20 protein-coding genes and 1 tRNA gene are annotated in these 24,921 nt (G+C 66.7%); 17 read left to right on the top strand and 4 right to left on the bottom strand.

Annotated features, from left to right (window positions below):
• The first annotated feature begins 100 nt into the window (after positions 1–100).
• From ABRP34_RS07015 to ABRP34_RS07000, 4 genes are all read left to right on the top strand, one after another.
• On the top strand, positions 101–2,170 hold the full coding sequence (locus ABRP34_RS07015) for an acyltransferase family protein (RefSeq protein WP_353712697.1): 2,070 nt from the start codon (positions 101–103) through the stop codon (positions 2,168–2,170).
• Between the two features lie 201 nt (positions 2,171–2,371).
• Positions 2,372–3,883 carry an IMP dehydrogenase gene (guaB, locus tag ABRP34_RS07010; RefSeq protein ID WP_353712696.1) on the top strand — a complete coding sequence of 504 codons (1,512 nt, stop codon included), beginning with the start codon at positions 2,372–2,374 and terminating at the stop codon, positions 3,881–3,883.
• A 245-nt stretch (positions 3,884–4,128) separates the two neighbouring features.
• Positions 4,129–4,503: a hypothetical protein gene (locus ABRP34_RS07005; RefSeq protein ID WP_245531560.1), complete on the top strand. Its 375-nt coding sequence runs from the start codon at positions 4,129–4,131 to the stop codon at positions 4,501–4,503.
• 37 nt (positions 4,504–4,540) lie between these two features.
• Positions 4,541–6,508: an ABC transporter ATP-binding protein gene (locus ABRP34_RS07000; RefSeq protein ID WP_353712695.1), complete on the top strand. Its 1,968-nt coding sequence runs from the start codon at positions 4,541–4,543 to the stop codon at positions 6,506–6,508.
• Here ABRP34_RS07000 and ABRP34_RS06995 read toward each other — a convergent pair.
• Positions 6,505–7,113 carry a hypothetical protein gene (locus tag ABRP34_RS06995; RefSeq protein ID WP_353712694.1) on the bottom strand — a complete coding sequence of 203 codons (609 nt, stop codon included), beginning with the start codon at positions 7,111–7,113 and terminating at the stop codon, positions 6,505–6,507. The two genes, ABRP34_RS07000 and ABRP34_RS06995, sit on opposite strands and share 4 nt — an antisense overlap.
• A gap of 91 nt (positions 7,114–7,204) precedes the next feature.
• Here ABRP34_RS06995 and ABRP34_RS06990 point away from each other — a divergent pair, with 91 nt between their 5' ends.
• The 8 genes from ABRP34_RS06990 (at position 7,205) to ABRP34_RS06955 (ending at position 18,570) form a co-directional block, all read left to right on the top strand.
• A complete protein-coding gene (locus ABRP34_RS06990; protein WP_003805272.1) occupies positions 7,205–8,341 on the top strand; it encodes a GuaB3 family IMP dehydrogenase-related protein in 1,137 nt (378 codons plus the stop codon).
• A gap of 89 nt (positions 8,342–8,430) precedes the next feature.
• Positions 8,431–10,182 carry a glycerol-3-phosphate dehydrogenase/oxidase gene (locus ABRP34_RS06985; protein ID WP_353712693.1) on the top strand — a complete coding sequence of 584 codons (1,752 nt, stop codon included), beginning with the start codon at positions 8,431–8,433 and terminating at the stop codon, positions 10,180–10,182.
• Positions 10,183–10,232: 50 nt separating this feature from the next.
• Positions 10,233–10,721: a PTS sugar transporter subunit IIA gene (locus ABRP34_RS06980; RefSeq protein WP_003805268.1), complete on the top strand. Its 489-nt coding sequence runs from the start codon at positions 10,233–10,235 to the stop codon at positions 10,719–10,721.
• Positions 10,722–10,847: 126 nt separating this feature from the next.
• The gene (locus ABRP34_RS06975; protein WP_353712692.1) at positions 10,848–11,702 is read left to right on the top strand and encodes an SURF1 family protein; all 855 of its coding nucleotides are present in this window, start codon (positions 10,848–10,850) and stop codon (positions 11,700–11,702) included.
• Positions 11,699–12,199 (top strand): DUF3817 domain-containing protein, encoded by a 501-nt coding sequence (locus tag ABRP34_RS06970; RefSeq protein WP_003805264.1) that lies wholly within the window; start codon positions 11,699–11,701, stop codon positions 12,197–12,199. The genes ABRP34_RS06975 and ABRP34_RS06970 overlap by 4 nt, the downstream gene beginning before the upstream one ends.
• A gap of 87 nt (positions 12,200–12,286) precedes the next feature.
• Complete coding sequence (guaA, locus tag ABRP34_RS06965) at positions 12,287–13,876, top strand: glutamine-hydrolyzing GMP synthase (RefSeq protein WP_307104190.1); 1,590 nt, start codon at positions 12,287–12,289, stop codon at positions 13,874–13,876.
• A gap of 159 nt (positions 13,877–14,035) precedes the next feature.
• The gene (locus ABRP34_RS06960) at positions 14,036–18,322 is read left to right on the top strand and encodes an AAA family ATPase (protein ID WP_353712691.1); all 4,287 of its coding nucleotides are present in this window, start codon (positions 14,036–14,038) and stop codon (positions 18,320–18,322) included.
• Positions 18,319–18,570 carry a hypothetical protein gene (locus tag ABRP34_RS06955; RefSeq protein ID WP_353712690.1) on the top strand — a complete coding sequence of 84 codons (252 nt, stop codon included), beginning with the start codon at positions 18,319–18,321 and terminating at the stop codon, positions 18,568–18,570. Before ABRP34_RS06960 ends, ABRP34_RS06955 begins: the two co-directional genes overlap by 4 nt.
• Positions 18,571–18,663: 93 nt before the next feature.
• Here ABRP34_RS06955 and cpaB read toward each other — a convergent pair whose 3' ends face one another.
• From cpaB to ABRP34_RS06940, 3 genes are all read right to left on the bottom strand, one after another.
• Positions 18,664–19,263, bottom strand: coding sequence for a Flp pilus assembly protein CpaB (gene cpaB / locus ABRP34_RS06950; RefSeq protein ID WP_353712689.1), 600 nt, complete (start codon positions 19,261–19,263; stop codon positions 18,664–18,666).
• A 347-nt stretch (positions 19,264–19,610) separates the two neighbouring features.
• Positions 19,611–19,898: an FmdB family zinc ribbon protein gene (locus tag ABRP34_RS06945; RefSeq protein WP_307104183.1), complete on the bottom strand. Its 288-nt coding sequence runs from the start codon at positions 19,896–19,898 to the stop codon at positions 19,611–19,613.
• A gap of 147 nt (positions 19,899–20,045) precedes the next feature.
• Entirely contained in the window at positions 20,046–20,657 is a 612-nt protein-coding gene (locus ABRP34_RS06940; protein ID WP_003805250.1) for a 5-formyltetrahydrofolate cyclo-ligase, read from the bottom strand.
• A gap of 88 nt (positions 20,658–20,745) precedes the next feature.
• Here ABRP34_RS06940 and galU point away from each other — a divergent pair, with 88 nt between their 5' ends.
• The 5 genes from galU to ABRP34_RS06915 all read left to right on the top strand — a co-directional run bounded on the left by galU (position 20,746) and on the right by ABRP34_RS06915 (position 24,330).
• Positions 20,746–21,651 (top strand): UTP--glucose-1-phosphate uridylyltransferase GalU, encoded by a 906-nt coding sequence (gene galU / locus ABRP34_RS06935; RefSeq protein ID WP_003805248.1) that lies wholly within the window; start codon positions 20,746–20,748, stop codon positions 21,649–21,651.
• Between the two features lie 6 nt (positions 21,652–21,657).
• A complete protein-coding gene (locus tag ABRP34_RS06930; RefSeq protein WP_353712688.1) occupies positions 21,658–22,278 on the top strand; it encodes a GNAT family protein in 621 nt (206 codons plus the stop codon).
• A gap of 126 nt (positions 22,279–22,404) precedes the next feature.
• Positions 22,405–23,379 carry a hypothetical protein gene (locus ABRP34_RS06925; protein WP_353712687.1) on the top strand — a complete coding sequence of 325 codons (975 nt, stop codon included), beginning with the start codon at positions 22,405–22,407 and terminating at the stop codon, positions 23,377–23,379.
• A gap of 33 nt (positions 23,380–23,412) precedes the next feature.
• The gene (locus tag ABRP34_RS06920) at positions 23,413–24,213 is read left to right on the top strand and encodes an NAD(P)H-binding protein (protein ID WP_353712686.1); all 801 of its coding nucleotides are present in this window, start codon (positions 23,413–23,415) and stop codon (positions 24,211–24,213) included.
• A 44-nt stretch (positions 24,214–24,257) separates the two neighbouring features.
• Positions 24,258–24,330, top strand: a tRNA-Ala gene (locus tag ABRP34_RS06915).
• Positions 24,331–24,921 lie beyond the last annotated feature (591 nt).

The following is a 24,921-nucleotide window of genomic DNA, read 5'->3' as shown; positions in this document are numbered from 1 at the left end:
ATTCGTCTCGAATGTCACGAATCGGTAACATGGGTACTTTGTGCTGCCGTTTGAGGGGTTATCTGTGCCAGAAGCGAGATCGACTGACCCGATGAGAAGCATGCCGCGCGAGGAGCCGGCAGGGGGACAAAACCATGAACCGCGGGCTGCCCGCCTGAAGGGCAAGCCGGGCTACCGGCCTGAGGTCCAGGGCCTTCGCGCCCTCGCGGTGCTCATGGTCGTCACCTACCACGTGTGGCTCGGCCGGGTTTCCGGCGGCGTCGACATCTTCCTCCTCATCTCCGCATTCCTGCTGACCCTGTCGTTCGTCCGCAAGGTGGAGAAGGGCACGCCGCTGCGGCTCGTGAGCCACTGGCTGCACCTCTTCAAGCGGCTGATCCCAGCCGCCGTCGTGGTGATTTTGGGCGTGCTCGCCGGAACCTGGCTGGTCCTGCCGCAGAGCCGCTGGCCCGACGTCCTCAATGAGGCGTGGGCGTCCCTCCTCTACGGGCAGAACTGGCTGCTGGCCAACAGCGCGGTGGACTACTATGCGCAGAACCACTCCGGAGCCAGCCCGCTTCAGCACTTCTGGTCCCTGTCCATCCAGGGCCAGGTGTTCATCCTCTGGCCCCTCATCTTCGCCGGCTCCGCCCTGGTGTGGCGGCTGCTGCAGCGACGCCGGGAAGTCAGCTACCGGACCGTTCTGATGGTGGCGTTCAGCGGCATCTTCGTCGCCTCCCTGGTGTTCTCCATCGACCAGACCGCCGGCAACCAGGCGTACGCCTACTTCGACACACGGACCCGGCTGTGGGAGTTCGCGCTGGGATCGCTGCTGGCCTTGGCGCTGCCCTACCTGAAACCGGGGAAGGCGCTGCGCGTGGTGCTGGGCTGGGCAGGGCTCGCCGCCATGATCTCCTGCGGCCTGCTCCTCACCGTGGACCGGTCCTTCCCGGGCTTCATTGCGCTGTGGCCCACGCTGGCCGCGGCTGCGATCATCGCCGCCGGGCAAAGCGGCAGCCGGTTCGGCGTGGACCGGATCCTGTGCTCCAGGCCGCTGGTGGCCCTGGGGGACAACTCCTACGCCCTGTACCTGTGGCACTGGCCGGTCCTGGTGCTGGCATTGGCGGGCACCGGCATCGCGGCGCCCAACCTGGTTCAGGGCCTCGCCATTGTGGCTGGTTCCGTGGTCCTGGCCGTGCTGACCACCCGCTTCGTGGAAAAGCCGCTGCGCGAGTGGCACTGGCCGCAACTGCGGGCCTGGCGCACCGCCGTCGTTATTGTTGCCTGCGGCGCCCTGCTGGCCGGGCCGGTCGCGCTGTGGCAAACCAAGCTGAACGCCGAGGAAGCGGCAGCAGCGGCGCAGCCGCGGGAGCTGACTCCGGGCGCCGCCGCACTGGCGCCGGAGAACGCCGGCAAGCCTACGCCGGAGGCCACCGTGATTCCGGCACCGGCCGCCATGAAAAACGAGTGGGCGGACATCGACGGGCTGTGCACCGACGAAAACGTCCCCAGCGACCCGCTGCTCAACGGCTGCCTGCAGAACAGCAAGCCGGACAAGGTCACCAAGCGGATCGTGGTGCTGGGCGACTCCCACGCGCAGCAGTACATGGCCGCGCTCGGCCCCATCGCCAGGGACCACGGCTGGGAGGTGGTCACCCTCCTGAAGGGGAACTGCCGGTTCGGCGCCGAATCCCCGGAGCGCGACGCCGAGTGCAACGCCTTCAACAAGGCCAGCGCCGCATACGTCATGGAGCACAAGCCGGACGCGGTGTTCACCGTGGCATCCCTCACGCACAAGGAAGCCCCGTTCGAAACCGAAGTGCCCGGCTACCTGGAGGGCATCAAGCCGTTCACTGACGCCGGAATGGACGTAGTCGGGGTCCGGGACAACCCCCGCTTCGCCATCAACATGCCCGAATGCGTCCAGAAGTACGGCACCGACGCGCCGGAGTGCAACCCGCCCCTGGGTGAATCACTGGCCGCCGAGTCGCCGCTGGACGCGTACCGGGGCAAGGTGGACGGGCTGCACCTGATGGACATGAGCGACTTCATCTGCGCCGACGGCATCTGCCCGGCCGTGGTGGGCAACGTCTACGTCTACAAGGACGACAACCACCTCACCAAGACGTACGTCCAGTCCATGATTCCGATGTTCGAAAAGCGGCTCCTGGCCGCCACGGGGTGGAAATAGCCGGCATGCGGTAGTGCCCTTGCTCACAATGCCAGCGCGGAATATGGGGATCGCCGCCAAGGTTCTAGTATTAATTCAATTCCTCCAGAACCACCTCCTGGCCCCAAGCCAACCCTGCACAGGCCAGTCCCGTAATGACGGGCTGGTCATCGGCTGCAACCCCTACCCGTGAACCTGTAAACCAAGGTAAGAGGCGCACTCATGACCCAGCCCGAGCACGACCCCTTCGGCTTCATCGGCCTGACGTACGACGACGTCCTGCTGCTTCCCGGCCACACCGACGTGATCCCCTCCGACGCCGACACGTCGTCCCGGATCTCCAAGCGCATCACCGTCCAGACGCCGCTGCTTTCCGCGGCCATGGACACTGTCACCGAGTCCCGGATGGCCATCGCCATGGCCCGCCAGGGCGGCCTCGGCGTCGTCCACCGCAACCTGGCGATCGACGACCAGGCCGACCAGGTGGACCGCGTCAAGCGCAGCGAGTCGGGCATGATCACCAACCCGCTCACCGTCGGCCCCGAGGCCACGCTGCAGGAACTTGACGAACTGTGCGCCCGCTACCGCGTCTCCGGCCTTCCCGTGGTCGACGACGGCAACCGGCTCCTCGGCATCGTCACCAACCGCGATACCCGCTTCGTGCCGGAATCCGACTTCCCGATCCGGCTGGTCAGCGACGTCATGACCAAGATGCCGCTCGTCACCGGCCACGTCGGCATCAGCCGCGAAGAGGCCTCCCACAAGCTGGCCACGAACAAGATCGAGAAGCTCCCGCTGGTGGACGAGCAGGGGCGCCTGAAAGGCCTCATCACCACCAAGGACTTCACCAAGGCCGAGCAGTACCCGCTGGCCACCAAGGACGACGAGGGCCGGCTGCGTGTCGGTGCCGCCATCGGCTTCTTTGGTGACGGCTGGGAGCGGGCCATGAAGCTGGTGGACGCCGGCGTTGACGCCCTCTTTGTGGATACCGCGAACGGCCACTCGCAGGGTGTGCTGGACATGATCCGCCGCCTCAAGTCAGATCCGGTTGCTGCGCACGTGGACATCATCGGCGGCCAGGCTGCCACCCGCGAAGGCGCCCAGGCGCTGATCGACGCCGGAGCCGACGGCATCAAGGTGGGCGTAGGCCCGGGCTCCATCTGCACCACCCGCGTCGTGGCTGGCGTGGGTGTTCCGCAGATCACCGCCATCTACGAATCGGCGAAAGCTGCCATTCCGGCCGGCGTTCCGCTGATCGCCGACGGCGGACTCCAGTACTCCGGCGACATCGGCAAGGCGCTGGTCGCCGGTGCTGACACCGTGATGCTCGGCTCCCTGCTGGCCGGCTGTGACGAGTCTCCGGGCGAGCTCATCTTCGTCAACGGCAAGCAGTTCAAGAGCTACCGCGGCATGGGCTCCCTGGGTGCCATGCAGTCGCGCGGCAAGAACACGTCCTACTCGAAGGACCGCTACTTCCAGGCGGACGTCTCCGGCGATGACAAGCTCATCCCGGAGGGCATCGAAGGCCGGGTGGCCTACCGCGGCCCGCTGGCGTCGGTGGCGTACCAGCTGGTGGGCGGCCTCCGCCAGACCATGTTCTACGTGGGTTCCCCGACCATTCCCGAGCTCAAGGCCCGCGGCAAGTTTGTCCGGATCACCCCGGCCGGTCTGAAGGAATCGCACCCGCACGACATCCAGATGACCGTCGAGGCGCCGAACTACGGTTCACGCTAGGCCGACGTCGAAAAGGAGGTGGGGAGTTCTCCCCACCTCCTTTTGCGTCCCCGCCTTGTATATTCGGTCACGGAACACCTGGCTGAAAATTGGGGGAGCGAGTGTCCGTGAACGGTAGGTCCAGACCCGCGCCGGCGTGGCGTCTGGCCGGAGCAGCAGCACTTCTGGCAATGGTGGTTTCCTGCAGCCAGCCTGGAACCGGACAGAATACGGACGTCAGCCTCGAATCAGCTAAATCCAAAGTCATGTCCTTGGAGCAGGAAATCCTGGGGCTGCTGCCTGAGAATGCGGTCTTGTCCACGTTCGCCCACGATACTTCCAGCCTGATGCCCTGCGCTGGCGGGGACCGGCGCAAGTGGACCGGGGACGCTGTAGCCGAAGTTGGGGCCGGTGTGGACCGCGGTGCCATCCTGGATGAGGTCGTGGAGTTGATGGCGGCCAGGGACGGCTGGAAGGTGGAAGACGGTGCGACCCCGCACGGGGCGCGGCGCATCGACCTCCTGCACAGCGACGGCACGCACCTGTTCGTGTCTTTTGAGGACGGCCCGGAATCGCTGAGGGTCGCAGGCTACAGTGCCTGCTTCGACTTCCCGGAGTACGAATACGGCGAGGAGTACTAACCGACACCGTCCCGGGGCGCGGCACTAGGCTGGAGCCATGTCCCAACCACGCCATCCCGCCGAACTGAACCCGAAAAGGGAACCCCAGCGGCGGTTGGCACTGAAGCCCTATGCGCGGGCCGTGGCCCAGGTCCTCCGCGTCAGTTTCCGCGCATCGCCAGGTGCCGTGCTCATGAAAGTGGCCGGATCGCTGATCTCGGCGGTCCTGCCCCTGGTCACGACGTACTTCGCCGGCCTGACCACCACTGCGCTGGCCGCCGCCTATAACGGGGACGCCGGCGCCGGGCAGCAGGCCATCGTCTACGTCATCATCACCGCCGCGCTGGGCCTGTTCTGGGGAGCCTTCAGCAGCGTGGACCGCTACATCCAGCAGCTCATGAGCTTCAGGGTGGGGGCCATCGTGGGCGACCTGATGTACGAGCGGTTCCTGGCGCTGGACTTCTGGCGTTATGACGACAAGGAAACGGTGGACCTTTACGACCGCGCCAAGCGGTTCTCCGATTCCTATGCCAGGGTCCTGGACCGGATCGCGGCCATCTTCACCCAGCTGGTGTCTGTGATCCTGGCCATCGGTGCACTGCTGCTGGTGAGCTGGTGGATCGCGGTGATCGTGCTGGTGGCGATCGTGCCCAGCGTGTACCTGCAGTTCAAGCTGTCCCGCGAGCAGATCGCGCACTGGAACACCCAGGTGGATTCGCGGCGGCAGCGGCGGATGATCGAAACCAACCTGCTCCGCCCGCAGCACATTGCCGAGATGCGCCTGTACGGGATCGTCGGGTACCTGATGGGCCTGCGCTCCCGGCTCCGGGACGCCGACGAGAAGCGCCGGCTGGACTTCCAGAAGCGGTACATCCCCAAGCAGTTGGCGGCCGACGCCCTGCAATACGCCGCGGAGGTTGTCTCGCTCATCTGGGTGGTGGGCCAGATCATCGCCCGGGCCCAGCCGGTGGGCCAGTTCCTCTACGTCCAGCAGATCGTCAGCCGGGCCCTGTCCACCGCGAACAACCTGGTGTCCTCGCTCAGCTCCATCGACGAGGACCTCGCCAACCTCAAGGACTATGAGCTGTTCATGGCGCTGCCCGTGCATTCCAGCCACGCGCCGCCGCTGCTGCAGGCTCCCAAGACAGTCGAGCTTCGGGACATCCGCTTCACCTACACCGGCAGTGACATCGAAGTGATCCGCGGCATCAGCATGACCATCAGCGAAGGCCAGCACATCGCCATCGTGGGGGAGAACGGCGCCGGCAAGTCAACGCTGATCCGCATCCTGGCCGGGCTTTACCGCCCGGATTCCGGCCAGGTGATGCTCGACGGCGTGGACCTCGCCGCCGTCGACGTCACCTCCTGGCACCGCCACCTGGCGGTGCTCAGCCAGGAGTTCCTTAAGTACGAGTTCGCCACCGCAGCCGAAAACATCCTGTTCGGCGACGTCGACTCGCCCCGGAACGACGAGCGGATCAGCCGCGCGGCCGCCGATGCCGAGGCCCTGGATTTCATCAACAAGCTGCCCAACGGACTGGACAACCACGTCAGCAACTGGATGGAGGATCCGCGCGGCCGCAAGGGCAGCGGACTGAGCGGAGGGCAGTGGCAGCGGCTGGCCATGGCGCGGAACTTCTACCGGAACGCCTCGTTCATGGTCATGGACGAGCCCACCTCCGCCATCGACGCGCTGGCCGAGCACAGGATCTTCACCCGGCTGTTCGCCGAGCGCAGCAGCACCATCATCGCCATCAGCCACCGGCTCGCCACGATCGAGAAAGCGGACATTGTGTACATGCTGGAGGACGGCCGGATCGTGGAGCAGGGCACGCACCGGGAACTGGTGGCACTCCGCGGCCGCTATTTCCGGATGTTCGAGTCCCAGCTCAGTGTCCCCACCAGCCCCCTGACCTCGCAAGTCCAATCCGGCTCCCTGCCCTCGCAAGCTCGGCCCGGGGCCCTCGCCGAATCGGCTCCCCAGCCAGGGAGCCCTGCTGGTGTGGGCCCAGAAGCCGGCGGCTAGGATTCCTCCACCACGGTGGTCCGGACCCGGGCCAGGCTGGGCCGCGGCGGAACGCTGCTGAACCCGAATGTCACCGGAGGGTTGATGGGGGACAGCGTTCCCGCGTCCGTGCCTTCCCAGCGGACGGCGGCGGAGCCGATGTGGTGCAGGTCGCTCACGCCGTAAAACTCGAGCCTGCCGTTGCCCGCCGTGCCGAACGTCCGGGCTCCCGGGCTGGCCACGGCCGCCAGCGGGCTGACAGCGGTCAGCCAGCGGGTGTGCGCGGCAAGCGGCCTGGGCACCGTCCGCAGAAGCGCACCCAGGAGGGCCCGTCTCCCGATCCCGGCCCGGATTACCAGGGGACCGGCGTCGACCCTTAACGTCTGCCCGGCCAGCACGGCAGCGGCGTCGACGACGCGGACCTCCTCGAAGCTGTAGGTGGCGGCAATGAACTCAGCCACGTCCCCGGTTGGAGCCAGCAGTATCCGACGCCCCGACGGCAGCTGGACCATCGCATCCGCGAACGGCCCAAAGGGCGACTCCTGCCAGATCCCGACCACCGCGCGCAGGCCGGAGGCGGTTCCGATGCCGGCGATGTGTCCGTCGAAGATCCAGCGTCTGCCCATCCGGCCACTGTAGCCAACGCCCGCGTCGTCGGGGCGTGCCTCCCGGTGTCCCGGTCCTCAGACAGGCGTTCAGCTGGGATAACCTAGAGCAGTGACTTACGAGATTGAGATTGGCCGTGGCAAGCGTGGGCGTCGTGCCTACTCCCTGGACGACATTGCGATCGTCCCCAACCGTCGCACCCGTGACCCCAAGGATGTCTCCGTCTCGTGGCAGATCGATGCCTACAAGTTCGACATGCCCGTCATCGCGGCACCCATGGACTCCGCCATGTCCCCCGCGACGGCCATCACACTCGGCAAGCTCGGCGGCCTGGGCGTGCTGGACCTTGAGGGCCTCTGGACCCGGTACGAGGATCCACAGTCCGTGCTGGACGAGATCGGGGCGCTGGCCGACGAAACCAACAGCCCGGCCGTCACCCGCCGGATGCAGGAGCTCTACCAGGCACCGATCCAGCCCGAGCTGATCACCTCGCGCCTTGCCGAAATCCGCGCCGCGGGCATCACCGTGGCCGGGTCGCTGACGCCGCAGCGGACCCAGGAACACTACAAGACCGTGGTGGCCGCCGGCGTCGACATCTTTGTGATCCGCGGGACCACGGTTTCCGCCGAGCACGTCTCGAAGGACCACGAGCCGCTGAACCTCAAGCAGTTCATCTACGAACTCGACGTCCCCGTCATCGTGGGCGGTGCCGCCGGCTACACGCCCGCCCTGCACCTCATGCGCACCGGTGCGGCCGGCGTCCTGGTCGGATTCGGCGGCGGCGCCACCACCACCACGCGCCGCGCCCTCGGCATCCACTCGCCGATGGCCTCCGCGATCTCCGACGTCGCCGCCGCCCGCCGCGACTACATGGATGAGTCCGGCGGGCGCTACGTCCACGTCATTGCCGACGGCGGCATGGGCACCTCCGGCGACATCGTCAAGGCCATCGCCATGGGCGCCGATGCCGTCATGCTCGGCACCGCCCTCGCCCGGGCGGAGGAGGCCCCCGGAAAGGGCTGGCACTGGGGCCAGGAAGCCCACCACCTGGAACTGCCTCGCGGCGACAGGGTCAACATCGGAACCGTCGGTCCGCTCGAAGAGGTGCTCTTCGGTCCGGGCCACCACACCAACGGAACCTCCAACCTGATCGGTGCACTCCGCCGCTCCATGGCCACCACCGGCTATTCGGACCTCAAGGAGTTCCAGCGGGTCGACGTCGTGGTTTCGCCCTACGCCGGAAACTGATCCACAGCCCTCCACCCGCACCCTGCCCATCGGCAGACGTACGAAGTACTCTGGTGAACTACAGCGTTCGATGAGGATGGAGGCCCGTCATGACCGGTTTCGGTGAACGTCCGGCGGCGAACAGGGGAGCGTTGGGCCCCGAGGCGCGGGAGGCCGCGCTTGCCGCGCTGAAGGCTTCGGCGGAGCCGGGCAAGGAACTGGACATCCTTATCGTCGGCGGCGGCATCGTCGGCACCGGGGTGGCCCTTGACGCCGTGACCCGCGGGCTGAACGTCGGCATCGTGGAAGCCAGCGACTGGGCCGCCGGGACGTCGTCCCGGTCCTCCAAGCTCATCCACGGCGGCCTCCGTTACCTGGAAATGCTCGACTTCGCCCTCGTGAAGGAGGCGCTCCAGGAACGGGGGCTGCTGCTTTCCGAGCTCGCCCCGCACCTTGCCCGGCCGGTGCCGTTCCTGTACCCGCTGACCAAACACGTCGTCGAACGGCCGTACATCGGCGCCGGCATAGCGCTGTACGACATCATGTCGATTTCCGGCGGGCACAAGCGCGGCGTTCCGTTCCACAAGCATCTCTCGCGCCGGGGCACACTGCGGGCCGCCCCGAGCCTGAAGGACGACGCCTTCATCGGATCGATCCGCTACTACGACGGCCAGGTGGACGACGCCAAGTACGTGGCAAACCTGGTGCGGACCGCCGCCTACTACGGGGCGCACGCGGTCAACCAGACCGCCGTCGTCGACTTCCTGCGCGAGGGCGAGCGTGTGGTGGGCGCCAAGGTGGTCAACCGCGAAGACGGATCCCACTTCAACATCCGCGCCAAGCAGGTCATCAACGCCACCGGGGTCTGGACCGACGAAACCCAGGCCATGGTCACCGAGCGGGGCCAGCTGAAGGTGCGCGCCTCCAAGGGCATCCATCTGGTGGTGCCGAGGGACCGTTTCCAGTCGACGGTCGGGCTGATCCTGCGGACCGAGAAGTCCGTGCTGTTCGTCATCCCGTGGGGGCGGCACTGGATCATCGGCACCACCGACACCGACTGGCGGCTGGACAAGGCCCACCCGGCGGCGTCCAGCAAGGACATCGACTACCTGCTGGAACACGTCAACAAGGTCCTCAAACGCCCCCTCACCCGGGAAGACGTGGAGGGTGTCTACGCCGGGCTGCGGCCGCTGCTGGCCGGGGAAAGCGACTCCACGGCCAAACTCTCCCGCGAGCACATCGTGGCCCATCCCGTGCCCGGCCTGGTGGTGGTGGCCGGCGGCAAGTGGACCACGTACCGAGTCATGGCCAAGGATGCCGTGGACGAAGCCGCCCGCAGCATGGACGAGCGCGTGCCCCCGAGCTGCACCGAAACCATCCCGCTGCTGGGGGCCAGCGGGTTCAAGGCTGCCTGGAACCGCCGCAACCGGACTGCCGAGGAATCCGGGGTGCACGTGGCACGCGTTGAGCACCTGCTGAACCGGTACGGATCCATGGCATCGGAGGTGCTTGCGCTCATCCAGGACCGGCCCGAACTGGCGGAACCGCTGCCCGGCGCGGACGACTACCTGCAGGCCGAGGCTGTCTACGCGGCAACCCACGAGGGCGCCCGGCACGTGCACGACGTCCTGACCCGGCGCACCCGGATTTCCATCGAGGCGTGGGACCGCGGTGTGTCTGCCGTCCCGGTAGTCGCTAAGCTTATGGGAGAAATTCTTGGCTGGAGCGATGCGCAGCGGGAAAGCGAAATCAAGCATTACCTTGCGCGGGTGGAAGCCGAACGGCTCAGTCAGCAGCAGCCCGATGACGAATCGGCCGATGCTGCCCGGCTGGGCGCGGAGGACATCGTCCCGCTCCGCTGAGCTCGCAAACCGCCGCCGGACAGGCCCCGGCCTCACTGAAGGGACACCACTTGGCGGAACCACTGGACCGTTACGACGCGGAACTCACCACACCGGACATGGTGATCCTCGAAATGGATGCCGAGGACAAAGTGGATGCGGCCGGCCAGCTGGCCCGGAAACTCTACGATGCCGGCCGCGTCTCAGACCTCGAGGGCTTCCTGGCGCACGTCAACGCCCGTGAGCACCAGCTGGCCACCGGCCTGCCCGGGGGAGTTGGCCTGCCGCACGCCCGCAGCGAATTCGTTTCCGAGACCTCGATCGCCGTCGGAATCACCAAGTACGGCAAGGCCCTGGACTTTGGCGCCTCTGACGGCCCGGCCACCGTGGTCCTGCTCATTGCCACGCCGGCGAGCTCGTTCTCCGACCACCTTGAGGTGCTCGCCACCCTGGCCAGGTCGCTGTCCAAGGAATCGTTCCGCGAATCGCTGCGCCGGGCCTACGACGCCGAGGTCATCGCTGAGCTCATCAACTCAAGCCTGGTCTTCTTCGACCACTAGAGATTGGGGCAGGCCCTTTCGTGTCGACTTCGTCGCCACGCAGGGACCCCGCTGCCCCACTCTAGGGGCAGGCCCTTTCGCATTCTCGTTTCGTTGTTCTACACAAGGACGAAGTAACGTTAAGGGGTGTGGAAAACAGCCCTCCAGCCCCGGTGGATCGCAGGCCTGGTCTTTGCGATCGCCGTTTCGGGTGTCTTTGTGCTCCTGAGTCAGTGGCAGTTCGGCCGTTCCACGCAGCCCGAAGTACCTGTCAACCCCGCCACGGAGCAGGTCCAGGCCTTAACGAAAACCCTGCAGCCCGGTGACTTCTTCCGTGGTTCGGTGGCGGACCAGATGGTCGAGGCGTCCGGCACCTACGACCCGGCGAAGCAGGTCCTGGTTGCGGGCCGGCTGAAGGATGGCAAGACCGGATACTGGGTGGTCACGGCCTTCGCCGTGACGGACGCCCCGGTGCTCAAGGGCGCGGCAGCCTCACCTAAAACCTACATACCGGTGGCCCGCGGCTGGATCGCTGACCCCGCTGACGCCAGCGCTCCGCCGTCGGGCGTTATCAGGCTGACCGGACGGCTTCTGCCGTCCGAAGCTCCGGTGCCCAACGCGGCCCCTGAACCCGGCCACGCGTCGGCAGTCTCCGTGGCTGAACTCATCAACGCCTGGAACGTCAGCAGTTACCCCGCGTTCGTTTCCGCCACGGCGGAAAAGTCAGGAACGGCCGACGTCGGTGCTGCCGCCGGCAGCGGCCTGGAGCCGCTCAGCATCCCTGCCCAGCCGCCGGCCGAGAAGGTCAACTGGCTGAACCTGTTCTACTCCGTGGAGTGGATCGTTTTCGCCGGATTTGCCCTGTTCATCTGGTGGCGGCTGGTCAAGGACGATTACCGCAGAAGCCTCGAGGACGCCGAGGACCACGACGCCGGTGGCCACAGCCACGACGGGCCAGAAAATACCCAACCCAACGAGATCCAACAAAAGGTACAGCCATGATCGAACCCAAGCCGGCCATCCAGCCCTCGAACCCCACCGGGGCGGCGAAGAAGCGACGCTTCGGCGGCACGGAGGCACAGATCCGCTCCGCCCTGAAGTTCTACAAGGTCATGGCCTACCTCACGGGTGCCATGCTGCTGCTGCTGTGCGCGGAGCTGGTGGCCCGCTACGGCTTCGGCCAGTACCTCTTCGCCGGCGGAACGGACGCCCTGACCGGCCAGCCGTTCGGCTTCGGCTTCGCGCAGGCGGAACCGAAGGGCGTCCTTGGCGGGTTCAACGTGTCCGTGACCGTTCTCATCGTCCACGGCTGGATGTACGTCGTGTACCTCATGTCCAACTTCCGGCTTTGGACGCTGATGCGCTGGCCGTTCGCCAAAATGATCCTGCTGGCACTCGGCGGCGTGGTCCCGTTCCTGTCCTTCATCGTGGAGAAGAAGTTCCACGCCGAAGTGGAGGCCGAACTCGCCGCCAACCCGCAGGCCGCCAGCCGCTACTGATCCCAACCGCTGCTGATCAGCGTTCCGTGCGTCACAGCGGGCCCGCTCAAGATGCGTCGGGGCAATCACGCAAAGTAGGCTAGTACGGTGACTACTCCCACTGCATCCCAAACTTCCCAGAAGCCGGTGCTGGTTGTTGACTACGGTGCCCAGTACGCGCAGCTGATTGCCCGCCGCGTCCGGGAAGCGAATGTGTATTCGGAAGTGGTTCCGCATACCTACAGCACTGAGCAGCTCCTGGCCAAGAACCCCGCCGCCATCATCCTCTCCGGCGGACCCGCCAGCGTCTATGCCGATGGTGCCCCGAGCGTCGGCGCCGACCTTTTCGAGGCCGGTGTTCCGGTCTTCGGTATCTGCTACGGCTTCCAGGCCATGGCCAACGCCCTCGGCGGCAAGGTGGACAAGACCGGCCTGCGGGAGTACGGCTCCACCCAGACCACCATCCTCGGCGAAGGCCGTTCCGTCCTCGAAGGAATGCCGCAGCACCAGAACACCTGGATGAGCCACGGTGACTCCGTACACGAGGCTCCCGAGGGCTTTGAGGTGCTGGCCACTACAGCGGGCGCTGAAGTTGCCGCCTTCGCCAACGAGGAGAAGTGCCTGTACGGCGTGCAGTGGCACCCCGAGGTAAAGCACTCGGCCTACGGCCAGCAGGTCCTGGAGAACTTCCTGTTCAAGGGCGCCAAGCTGGAACCGAACTGGACCACGGGCAACATCCTCGAGGAGCAGGTGGAGCGCATCCGCAAGCAGATCGGCGATGCCCGTGTCATCTGCGGCCTCTCCGGCGGTGTGGACTCCGCTGTTGCCGCAGCCCTTGTCCAGCGCGCCGTCGGCGACCAGCTCACCTGTGTCTTCGTGGACCACGGGCTGCTTCGCGAAGGCGAGGCCGAGCAGGTGGAGCGCGACTTCGTTGCCGCCACCGGTGTGAAGCTCTACGTGGCCAACGAGCAGGAGCGCTTCCAGGCCGCACTGGCCGGCGTCAGCGACCCCGAGACCAAACGCAAGATCATCGGCCGCGAGTTTATCCGTGCGTTCGAAGAAGCCGAACTGGCCATCATCGCCGAGGCAGCTGCACACGGTGAAAAGATCAAGTTCCTCGTGCAGGGCACCCTGTACCCGGACGTCGTCGAATCCGGCGGCGGCGAGGGCGCAGCGAACATCAAGAGCCACCACAACGTGGGCGGACTGCCCGAGGACCTGCAGTTCGAGCTCGTTGAGCCGCTGCGCGCCCTGTTCAAGGACGAGGTGCGCGCCGTGGGCGCCCAGCTCGGCCTGCCCCAGGAGATCGTTGGCCGCCAGCCGTTCCCCGGCCCCGGCCTGGGAATCCGCATCGTCGGCGAGGTCACCAAGGAACGCCTGGACCTGCTGCGCAAGGCAGACGCCATCGCCCGCGCAGAACTGACCGCTGCCGGACTCGACAACGACGTCTGGCAGATGCCCGTGGTTCTCCTCGCGGATGTCCGGAGCGTGGGTGTCCAGGGCGACGGCCGTACCTACGGCCACCCGATCGTGCTGCGCCCCGTCTCGTCCGAGGACGCCATGACGGCCGACTGGTCGCGGCTTCCCTACGACCTGCTGGCCCGGATCTCCAACCGAATCACCAACGAGGTCGACGGCGTCAACCGCGTGGTGCTCGACGTCACCAGCAAGCCGCCGGGAACCATCGAGTGGGAATAGCGTTGTGAAAATGGCCGGCCTCCGCAGGGAGGCCGGCCATTTTGCATTCCCGGGTATCGGATCCGGGATGGCGGGCAACGGTGCGAAATGCGCCGCAACTTGGGCCGACCCAGTGTTGCGGTCTCTCAACCGCGGCGGTTTCCGGCTACGCTCGAAACTATGCCCGTATGGTCCAAGGCGTCACGCGCAAGCTCAGAAAAGAAGGCAGTAGTGTCAGTAGGTCAGGTCGACTCCGAGGGTTCGGAGGAGCTCAGGAAGTGGCTGTCCGGGCTCAAGCCCGTTACGGGGGCAGACACCATGCTGCGCTTCACCAAAACGCCCGAGGGTTCCATCGACCTCACCCACGCGCACCCTTCGGGCCTGGCGCAGCTCATGGCCGGTCGCCGGACGCGGCTCTCCACGCTGATCCGCGACCAGCAGCAGTACGTCGTGGCCGCCCGGGCCTGCCGGAACCTGCGCTCGAAGATCTTCGAACTGGCCAATGACCGCGGCATCGAGGCCGGGTACTTCTCGGCTGGCACCGTGGTGTGGACCTCCGCCGTGGGCGGGAAACCGCAGCGCGTCTCGGCGCCGGTGATGCTGACGGCCATGTCGCTCACCATCCGCCCCGGGGAAGACGACTACGAACTTCAGCTCACGGAGCAGGCCCGCATTAATCCGGCCCTGGTCCGGCACCTGAAAACCATCCACGGGATCGTGTTCGACGTCAACGCCGTGACACGGATGGCGTACAGCACAGCCCGGTTCGACCCCCTGCCCGTGCTGGACCGGATCAGCACCCTGGTCAAGCCGATCCACGGTGCTGACGTGGAGCACAACCTGCTCGTCTCGACCTTCGCGGACCTTTCCGGCAACCTTGACGATCCGTGGATCAACGGGCAGAACGCGCTGGTGGCCTCGCTGGCCAAGGCCGCGTCCGGCGAAATCGCCGATGTGCCTGCGCTCCAGCCCGGGCGCTTTCCCAGCGTGGACGAGCGGGACCCGGCCGAGGAGCTGCTTCTCCTGGACGCCGACGCCGACCAGCAGTATGTGATCGACGCCGTCAGGGCAGGGGATTCGCTGGTGGTGAGCAGCCCGCCCGGCACCGGCCAGACGCAGACGGCGATCAACACCATCGGTGCGCTCGTGGACGAAGGCAAAACCGTCTTGGTGGTGGGGGACCGGCGTGCCAGTCTCAACGAAGTGGCCGGACGCCTCGAAAACCTGGGCTTGGACTCCATCCTTTTCCAGCTGTCCGGAAACGCAACACCGCAGCAGCTCAAGGGCCAGCTGGTGCGTGCCATTGTGCGCAATGAGAAGGCCCAGCAGCCGCAGCTCGGGAGCCTGCACAAGACGCTGACCGAGCACCGCCATGCGCTGGTGGACCACGTCGCGTCGCTGCACAACGTGCGGCAGCGGTGGGGCTGCTCGCCGTACCAGGCCATGCAGTCGCTCGCGGAGCTGACATCCATCCAGCCCGCCCCCGCCACCACCGTCCGCCTCAAGCGCAGCGTCCTGGACAGCATCCTGGACCGCGAGGAGCTGGCCGGCCGGCTGAAGCGCGCCGCCGAACTCGGTGCGTTCAGCAGGGCATCGACCACCAGCCCCTGGCACGGTGCACGGCTGGTGACCCGCAAGGAAACCGAGGAAGCGCAGGAGCTGGCGCGTGCGGTGGCGAACAAGCTGCCGCTGCTGCAGGAACGGATGAAGGACGTGGCCAGCCACGCCGAAATCCGCCTGGGCACCACCTTCGCCGAATGGGGCTCCCAGCTCAAACTCCTGGTGGCCGTCCGCGAAAGCCTGGACAAATTCACCCCGGACATTTTTGACCGCCCCGTGACCGACCTGATTTCCGCGACGGCGTCCTCGTCCTGGCGCAGGGAACGCGGCATCGACATGGCCTCCATGCAGCGGTCCCGCCTGCGCCGGGTGGCCAAGGAATACGTCCGCCCGGGCGTGCACATTGCCGATCTTCACAGTTCGCTGGTGCTGGTCCAGGAACAGCGCGCCCAGTGGGCCGGATACGCCACCACACAGCGGCATCCGGCGGTGCCGTCCGGCCTCGCGGAAATCAGCATCATGCACCGCGGACTGACCCGCGAGATGAAGATGCTGGGTGATGCCCTGCGGCACACGGCTGCGGGCGGTTCGCTCGAAAACATTCCGTACCCGGAGCTCATGGAGCGTCTGGAACGGCTGGTCGCGGACACACAGACGCTGCAGACCCTGCCCGAGCGCACCCTGCTCATCGAAAACATGCGCGAGCACGGGCTGGGGGAGCTGTTGGCAGACCTCTCGGAGCGCGAGGTCGGCGCCGAATCCGTCGCTGCCGAACTTGACCTGGCCTGGTGGCAGTCGGCGCTCGAGGCGATGATCAGCGGTGACGACTACCTGGCCATGTCCGACGGCGATGCGCTGCGCCAGCTGGAGGCCGAGTACCGGCTCGCGGACAACGCACACATCGCCAGCGGTGCCGGGCGGCTGCGGTGGAAGCTGGCTGAGCGCTGGCGCGCGGGCATCGAGGAGCATGCCCGCCAGGCGGACCTGCTCCGGAGCCTGCTCAAGGACGGGCGGGTCACGCTGGCCGCGCTGACGGCGCAGGCACCGGGCCTGGTCCCCATGCTGGTGCCAGTCTGGTCGGTCAGCCCCTACCTCATGACCGGCCTCCTGCCTGCCGAGCAGAAGTTTGACGCTGTGGTGATCCTCGACGCCGAAGCAACCTCGCTGCAGGCGGTCCTCCCGGCCGTCGCCCGCGCCAAGCAGGTGATCGCCTTTGGCGACGACAGGATCGCCAGCCCCCGCACCTTTACCGTTGCCGTGGAGCGGCTTGCCGCCGGCGAACAGTCGCACCAGAGTGTCGAAAGCGCGTTCACCGCACTTTCGGCAGTGCTGCCGACGGCGCCGCTGCGCTCTGTCTACCGCGCGGTGGACGAGGACCTGGTGCTGCAGCTGAGCAAGAACTTTTACGACGGACGGCTCCGCCGGCTCCCCGAAGGGCAGTCGGCCACGGGACTGGACCGTGCCCTGACGGTGGAGTACCTGCCCGACGGCACGGGACTGCCCAGCGCCGACCACGAGGGCGTCGAATCGGTGGTGGCCGAGGTGAACCGGGTGGTGGAGCTCGTGTTCGAGCACGCGCGGCTCCGTCCCCGGACATCGCTGGCGGTGGTGACCGCCAGCCTCCGGCACGCGGCACGGATTGGCGAGTCCATCCGGCTGCAGCTGCCCAACCATCCGTCGCTGTCCGGATTCTTCACGGCAGGTGATGAATCCTTCCGGGTTGTGGACCTGGAGCGTGCCCAGGGGCTGGTCCGCGACCGCGTGATCTTCTCGCCGGGCTACGGGCGGACACCGCACGGCCGCGCCCTGCACAGCTTCGGTCCGCTGTCCACCGAGGGCGGCCGGGCCAAGTTCGCCCTGGCCATGACCCGGGCACGGCAGTCGCTCCACGTCCTGACGTGCTTCAAACCGGAGGACCTTGACCGGACACGGCTGGCCCACGGCGCCGTCGATCTCTTCGAACTTCTGGACCGGGAGATCTCCGGCAACACGGACCTGGGGACGCCTGCGTCCAGGGCAGCGGCAAGTGAACAGGCGTTGGGCGCTGATCCGCTGGTTGCTGATCTCGGCGACCGGCTGCGTGCCCGCGGTGCCCGCGTATGGCACCAGTACGACGGCGCAATCGACGTAGTGGCCGCGGCCGACCCGCTCAGCACCATGGGCCAGGACGAAGCCGACATTCCACGCCCGGTAGCCATCGAATCGGACGGCACCGAGCAGTACCGGCAGATGACAGTCCGGGAACGCAGCCGGCTGCGCCCCCAGCTGCTGGAGCGGCTCGGCTGGCGGTACATGCCGCTGTGGACCATCGAGGTCTTCACAGATCCTTCGGCCTGCGCCGACAGGATCGGCGGGTACCTCGGGCTTGAGAAGCCTGCCCCTGCGCTGCGTTCCGTGGGGGCGCCGGGATTCTTCCTGGATGACGACGTCAGTACCCTTGCGGTGGGCGACTTGGAGCCCGAACAGGGGGAGGAGGGCCCGTACCAAGACACAGACGGCAGATTCGGTGACGACCCGAACGGTCACGATGCGGACCAGAGCGGCCGGGAAGCACCCGACCAGGGCGCCGCCGAGGCGGTCCTGGCGGACGCGCACTCCTCGGATGCGGACCAGACTCACGCTGATCCGACAGGCGCTGACCAGAGCGACTTTGATCTGGCGGGCGCCGGTCAGAGCGACGCTGACCAGAGGGACACTGACCAGAGGGACGGTGTCCAGAGGGACGGTGACCAGAGGGACGGTGTCCAGAGGGACGGTGACCAGAGGGATACGGATCATGCTGGCGCCGGCCAGGCGGACGGCGACAGGGACGATTCCGATTCCGACGCAGCCCGCGCCGGAGTAGGCTTCGGCTCTGGGCCCGGCTTGGAACGGCCAGGCACGGAACGGAAGGAGGGCCCGCTGTGACATCCGACGGCGGGGCCGAGCGCAACAACGGGACCGGGCGCAAGGATGAGACCGAGCGCAAGAATGCGCAGTCCGTAAGCCAGGAGACGCCCGCAACGTCTCGCCGCGCCAAGACGGGCGGGCAGCCGAGGACCGGCGTGGTCCCCAAGAGGGCAGCCGAGGACGATCCCCGGACCTGGGGCGACGCAGAATCCGGCAACGACCACGACGCTTGGCTGAAGGAGCAGAAGCCCCCGCACTGGGGCTGAGCAACCGGGCAAACACGCTGCGGAATCCCGCGAGCGGGAGGATGCCTGCCAGCGACAGGATTCCCACCAGCCAGGGGAATCGCACGGGCCGGCTCACCGGGCACCGGATCCCACCAGTACGAAAAACAGCTTTCCCTGGGTTGACGCCCCCGCCAAGGCACTGGCCTGCGCAGGGGTGGCGGCCACCACCAGCAGCCCGTCCGAATCCCCGGCAGCAAGCCACTGGCTGGCCTGGCCTTCCTGGCCGGAGGTCCACAGGACGGGAACTGACGTGGCGAGCACCTTCGAGGCTGATGCCTGCTCATAACCGTTGCCGCTTGTCAGGACGACGTTCACGAGTTGTCCGGGAGACACCAGCTGGATGGATGACGGGTCCGCCATCCGCAGCGGCACCGCAGCGGACCCGGGCGGCGCCCCCGTCAGCAGGCCTGGCCCCACCAGCTGCGCATCAGTAAGGAGCTGCCCCTCGCGAAGCGGCACTGCCAGCTGCCTGCCGTCCACTCCGGAGCTGTCCGCGAAAGTCCCGTCCGGCACCATGGCCGGCGGAACGCTGACGGTCCTGACATCAGTTCCGGCCAGGTTCGCTCCGGCTGGAAGGTCACGGGTAGCGGCCAGGACACTCACGGTCTGGGCAGGGGCAGGAGTGAGCTGGTGGACGGCGATCCCCGCGGCCGCGCAGAGGAGGAGTGCCACGGCAAGACGGCGGTTACGGTTCAGCCATCCCGCGAAGCGCCGTCCGCGCGGGCGCGGGCGGGCGGCAGAACCGGGCAATGTGCTGCCGCGGCCGGGACGAACGGCCGGGCGGGATGCCCTTGCAGGGAAAATTCCGGTAGCTGGCATGCCGCCACGCTAGTGGCCATCCCTCGCCTCACGACAGGTGCAGGCAGGCGTATGTGGAAAAGGCGCTCCGAGGCGCGTCGGAAGGCTGCCCGCACCGACGCTTGAGGCCGGCGGAAACCCGGCCGAAGCAATAGAGTCCGGCCGGGTAATCCCGGCCGGACTCTATTAGCTTGAAGGCGGCCGGTGCCGCAGAAATCCGTCTAGCTCGCGGCCGCAGCTGCCGGGGCAGCGGATGATGCAGATGACGAGGAGGCTGCCGGGGCGGCCGGCGCTGACGCAGCGGGGGAGGGCGAGACGGTGCTTCCCTTGGAGTCGCGCGAATCAGTCCGGTAGAAGCCGGAGCCCTTGAAGACCACGCCGACGCTGTTGAACTTCTTGCGCAGCGTGCCCTGGCATTCGGGGCAGGACGTCAGAGTGCTGTCGGTGAAAGACTGCACGATGTCGAAAGCATGGCTGCAATCCTTGCAGGCATAGGCATACGTGGGCACTGTAGATCCTCCTCTTGGACAAACGACAGGTCCCGTGCTGCCTGGCTTCATTTCCCGGATTCTCCTTGACGGATCACCGCGGCGGAAATGCCTCCATTAGCAGTCGCAGGGCCTGAGTGCCAATTCTATCACCCCGCCCGGGCGAGGTCACGCGAAGGCTACCAGCCCTGAGGGCATGAGGACTGCCTCGACGGGACGGTCAAAGTCCTCAGCCGGGATGGACTGAGCGGGCAGGAGTTCGGAGTCATAGATGATGGCGGCCTTCGGAAGGTGCAGGCCGCCGGCGTTGGCTGCAGCCAGGAACTTGTCGTAATAGCCGCCGCCCTGTCCAATCCGGTTGCCGCTGCGGTCCACCGCCGTTGCCGGCATGAACATTCCGGCCGCAGTCCGCACCGTATCCAGGCCGTGGCGCTCACCGGCAGGTTCCTGGATGGGCGCATACCTGCTGCGGATGAACTCGCTGTCCGGCGTCCAGAAGACCCAGCTGAGTTCCCGGTCCGGTTCGCAGACCGGGAGCAGGATGCTGTGGCCGGCCTCATGCAGTGCGTGCAGCAGCGGAAGGGTTGGCGGTTCGAAATCGACGCCGAGGTAGGCGGTGAACGTGGCAGGCTTGCCCGCGGCGATGGCTTCGGCCCACGGCAGCCCATGGGTGGCGATGCCGTCGCCGGCGATTGAGAGGTCTGTTGCTGTCATCGTGGCCCGGATCTGCCGGTGCCGTGAACGGATCCCGTCCTTCGACGGCATGGTCCCTGTTGGCATGGATGTCATCCTTTGTCGCAGCGGCAGGCGGCCGGGCCGATGCCGGATGCATTTACCGTATGAATGTTCCCTCGGATAGATTAGACCAGTGACTTCCACTAATTGTTCAGTCCGCAAGGCCGTAATCCCCGCTGCTGGGCTCGGCACCAGGTTCCTGCCTGCCACCAAGGCCATGCCCAAGGAGATGCTGCCGGTGGTTGACAAGCCGGCCATCCAGTACGTCGTCGAGGAGGCTGTCAAGGTTGGCCTGAGCGACGTCCTGATGATCACCGGACGCAACAAGCGCGCGCTCGAGGACCACTTCGACCGCGTCCCGGCCCTGGAAGCGACGCTGGAGGCCAAGGGCGACACGGCCAAGCTGGAGTCGATCCAGGCCGCGAGCAACCTGGGCGACATCCACTATGTCCGCCAGGGTGACCCCAAGGGCCTGGGCCACGCGGTGCTGCGTGCGCGCCAGCACGTGGGCTACGAGCCGTTCGCCGTTCTCCTCGGTGACGACCTCATCGACGCCCGCGACGATCTCCTCAGCATCATGATCGATGTGCAGGCTAAGACCGGCGGTTCAGTGGTAGCCCTCATCGAGGTGGAGCCTTCCCAGATCAGCGCCTATGGCTGCGCGGACATCTCCGCAATTGATGGCGAAAGCTTTGTCCGGATTAACAAGCTCGTGGAGAAGCCGGACGTCGACGAGGCCCCCTCCAACCTGGCTGTCATAGGCCGCTATGTGCTCCACCCTGATGTCTTCGATGTGCTGGAAAAGACCGAACCTGGCCGCGGTGGCGAGATCCAGCTGACGGATGCCCTGCAGGAACTGGCCAGCCGGGACGGTGAAGGCGGCGGTGTGTACGGCGTGGTCTTCCGCGGCCGCCGCTACGACACCGGGGACAAGCTTAGCTACCTCAAGGCCTGCGTGGAGCTCGCCATCGACAGCGACGACCTCGGACCCGGTCTGCGTGCCTGGCTTCCGGAAGTTGCCGCCCGGCTGTCCAAGTAACCCTTCATGAGGGTCAGCCACATCTGGCCGGTCACGCTGGAGTGCGGGGACCTTGTCCTGCGGCCGATCAGGTACCGGGACCGGAAGGAGTGGACAGAGGTCCGTTCCCGCAACAGCGACTGGCTGGCGCCCTGGGAGGCCTCCAATCCGATCCCGGGCGGCTCGCTGCCCGATTACCGCCAGATGGTCAGGTCACTTAACACCCAGGCGGCCCAGGCCACGGCGCTGCCCTTTGTAATCGCGGAGTGGACACCCGGACACCGTGACCCCGTCATCGTGGGACAGCTGACGGTCTCCTCCATTGTGTGGGGATCAGCCCTGATGGCGACGCTTGGCTACTGGGTGGATCAAGCGCGGGCCGGGCACGGGATCGCTCCCACGGCGGTGGCGATGGCGACCGATCACTGCTTCCGGACACTTGGCCTGCACCGGATGGAGATCAACATCCGGCCCGAAAACGGACCCAGCCTGCGGGTCGTGGAAAAGCTCGGCTTCCGGGACGAGGGCTACCGTCCGCGGTACCTGCACATCAATGGGGAATGGGCAGACCACCGCTCTTTCGCCCTGACTTCAGAGGAAGTTCCGGAAGGCCTCCTCAGCCGCTGGCTGCGGGTCAGGCCCGCCTGACCGCTCACCGGCGGAGCCGCTGGTCAGGGCCGGGTTCTGTGCATAAGTCCAATGATTTGAAGCTCGGCCGCGACACACCGAGACGAATGCCACAACAGCCCCAACATTCCTCATACGGTTTTGTGTGTGGACTTCCCCCTTAGCAGCTCAGTCATCCTTGTGGCTGCTGTTGCGCTCTGGATCGTTTGGGTTGCCCCTTACGTGCTCCGCAACGGCCGGCATCAGTTCCAGGCTGCCGGAGACCTGACGTTGGAAAACGCCGACGCCGAAACTGCAAACCCGCAAGCCGGGACGATCGTGTATATGGCCGCCCAGCAGGAGAAACGCATGGACACCAGGAAGAGCAGCGAACCAGCAACAGGCCTCACCCCGGGTCCGTCCGGCAATAGGCCTGCCGCCATGGAGGCCGGTGCTTTTCGGATCCGCTACGGGCGGACGGCGATCGCCTTCGTCGGCTTGCTGTCCTTCCTGACGGCGATTGTCGCCGGAGTCCTGCGGCTGTTCGGGCTCGGCAACCCCTGGGTTCCGGCCGTGGCGTTCCTGACCGGTGTTGCCGCCGTCGTGGTTTTGCGGCGGCTTGCCGTCCGTGACCGGCGCAGGAAAGTCAGCGCCGCCTTTAAGGCGGCCATGGGCTCGCCCGTCAGCCGGGAGTCGTCCGTCGTGCCCCCCGCGGAGACGGAACCCGCCCCGGAGCCCGTGAAACCTCGGGAAAGCGCCCTCTTCGACGCCGAGGCAGAGGCGCCCAAGCCCAAGCCCCTCACCGCAGTGGAACTGCGCGAGGCTGCACTGGCAGTTGCCCTCGCGGCCGGCGACGAAAGCGCCGCCGCGCCTGTGCAGGGCCCGGTGGCTCCTGAAGCAAGCTGGGATCCGGTGGAGGTTCCCAGACCGACATATGTTGAAGCGGCCAAGGCCGAGCGTCCGGCGCCCGAGCCGCTGGCGTTGCCCGAGGCGCCGAAGTCCGTGGGCAAGCCTTCACTCAAGCAGGGTACGGCCGCCGCACCTCCTGCAGCTTCCCCGAATGCCGCGCCCGCCAAGCCGCTGACCAAGGCCCAGAGTGCGCTGAGCAACCTTGATGACGTCCTGCAGCGCCGCCGCGCGTAGCCTGACATCCATGCCGGCCCAGGCGGCGCCGGGATGAGCCGAATCTGCGTGGCCGGCGGCACTGGTGAGGCTGGCCGTGAAGTGGTGCGCCAGGCGCTTGGACTGGGGCACTCCGTCGCCGTTCTGACTCGGAACCCGCCGCTCCTGGACGCACGGGAGTATTACGACGGCGCCGCGTACTTCCGCGCGGATGTCACCACCGGAGAAGGGGTGCCGGAAGCGCTGGCGGGGGCCGACGTCGTCATCGACTGCCTGGAAGCGCGGACCGGCAAAGCACTCAGGCACTACGCGGCCGGCGGCGCGCTGCTGCTGGGCGAAGCCGCGGCGGCTGGCGTGGCCCGGGCCGTACAGCTTTCCATCGCTAACTGTGACCGCAGCGCCCTCACGTATTACCGATCAAAAGCGGACAAAGAGGGCGTGTACGCCCGGTCGCCGCTCGACACGCGCACTGTGCGGGCAACGCAGTTCCACAGCCTGGTGGCGGGGATTTTCGGTGCGGGTATCCGCATTGGCCTCGTGCCGGTGATCAAAGGCGCCCGGTTCCAGCCGATCGCCCCGTCCGACGTTGCGTCGGCGCTGCTGAAAGCCGCGCTGGAACCGCCGACCAGTGACGCCCACGCGTTGCGGACAATCGGCGGGCCGGAGGTGCTGAGCATGGGATCGCTGGCAGGCGCCTGGAAGCGCGTAACCGGTGCCAGGGGCCTCGTGACCGAACTGCCGCTGCCCGGACAGATGGGCAGATTTCTGCGTGACGGAAAGAACCTGGTGCCCGAACAGCGTTACGGACACACGACATTTGAGGCCTGGTTGGCAAACCGGCAAGAAAATTTGTAGCCTAGGGAAACCGGCGTTGAAGTTCCTCTGGAAAACGGCGCCACGGGGTTATAGCTCAGTTGGTAGAGCGCTTCGTTCGCATCGAAGAGGTCAGGGGTTCGAATCCCCTTAGCTCCACAGTTACACCCCGGTCTTCGGGCCGGGGTGTTTTTGCATCCTGGCTGGCGACCCATGGACGTGCCGACAGCCTCGCCTGCGGAGCCGGGTGGTGGAAAGGGGCCGGATTCGGGTACCGGCTACTCGGGTGCGAGCCGGCTTTCCAAGAGAAACTGTATTTGGCCGGTGGCGACGAGTACCTCCGAGAGTAGGCAACTCCCCCCCAGTCGCCGCCGGCCCCACACCGCGTCAGGACGCATGGTTAGACGAATGGGTATACGGGGAAGACCTCAGGGAGGGCCAGCTTCCGCTGCTTGGAAGCGGGAGTTGGCTCCGGGATGCCGGTCGATGGAGCTGGGCTATCCGGCATGAACGCAGTCGCGGGCTTGTCTTCGGAGACCTCGTTGGTGCTGTTCGTCGCTGGCCGGACTGTCATTGCTGGACTCCCTTTCTCCCGCCGGAATTCATTCCGGTCCTGTCTGGTAGCGCTCCTGCTGAGAACAATCTCCTCCACGTGACTCAAGGGCATAGCGGCAACTGATCAATACTGGATCAAGAAAATTGACCTGGCTTGGTACTCCCTCATCCACGTTGCGCCCACGTAGACGTTTG

The sequence above is a fragment of the Arthrobacter sp. K5 genome (assembly GCF_040448525.1).
Taxonomy (GTDB): Bacteria; Actinomycetota; Actinomycetes; order Actinomycetales; family Micrococcaceae; genus Arthrobacter; species Arthrobacter globiformis.
Note: the sequence above shows the minus strand (reverse complement) of the source record. Positions and strands in the feature narration are given on the sequence as shown.

Coding starts and splice junctions, on each gene's coding strand:
- ABRP34_RS07015 (WP_353712697.1), top strand. CDS start 101: ATGCCGCGCGAGGAGCCGGCAGGGGGACAAAACCATGAACCGCGGGCT.
- guaB (WP_353712696.1), top strand. CDS start 2,372: ATGACCCAGCCCGAGCACGACCCCTTCGGCTTCATCGGCCTGACGTAC.
- ABRP34_RS07005 (WP_245531560.1), top strand. CDS start 4,129: ATGTCCTTGGAGCAGGAAATCCTGGGGCTGCTGCCTGAGAATGCGGTC.
- ABRP34_RS07000 (WP_353712695.1), top strand. CDS start 4,541: ATGTCCCAACCACGCCATCCCGCCGAACTGAACCCGAAAAGGGAACCC.
- ABRP34_RS06995 (WP_353712694.1), bottom strand. CDS start 7,113: ATGGGCAGACGCTGGATCTTCGACGGACACATCGCCGGCATCGGAACC.
- ABRP34_RS06985 (WP_353712693.1), top strand. CDS start 8,431: ATGACCGGTTTCGGTGAACGTCCGGCGGCGAACAGGGGAGCGTTGGGC.
- ABRP34_RS06970 (WP_003805264.1), top strand. CDS start 11,699: ATGATCGAACCCAAGCCGGCCATCCAGCCCTCGAACCCCACCGGGGCG.
- ABRP34_RS06960 (WP_353712691.1), top strand. CDS start 14,036: ATGCCCGTATGGTCCAAGGCGTCACGCGCAAGCTCAGAAAAGAAGGCA.
- ABRP34_RS06940 (WP_003805250.1), bottom strand. CDS start 20,657: ATGCCAACAGGGACCATGCCGTCGAAGGACGGGATCCGTTCACGGCAC.
- ABRP34_RS06930 (WP_353712688.1), top strand. CDS start 21,658: ATGAGGGTCAGCCACATCTGGCCGGTCACGCTGGAGTGCGGGGACCTT.
- ABRP34_RS06920 (WP_353712686.1), top strand. CDS start 23,413: ATGAGCCGAATCTGCGTGGCCGGCGGCACTGGTGAGGCTGGCCGTGAA.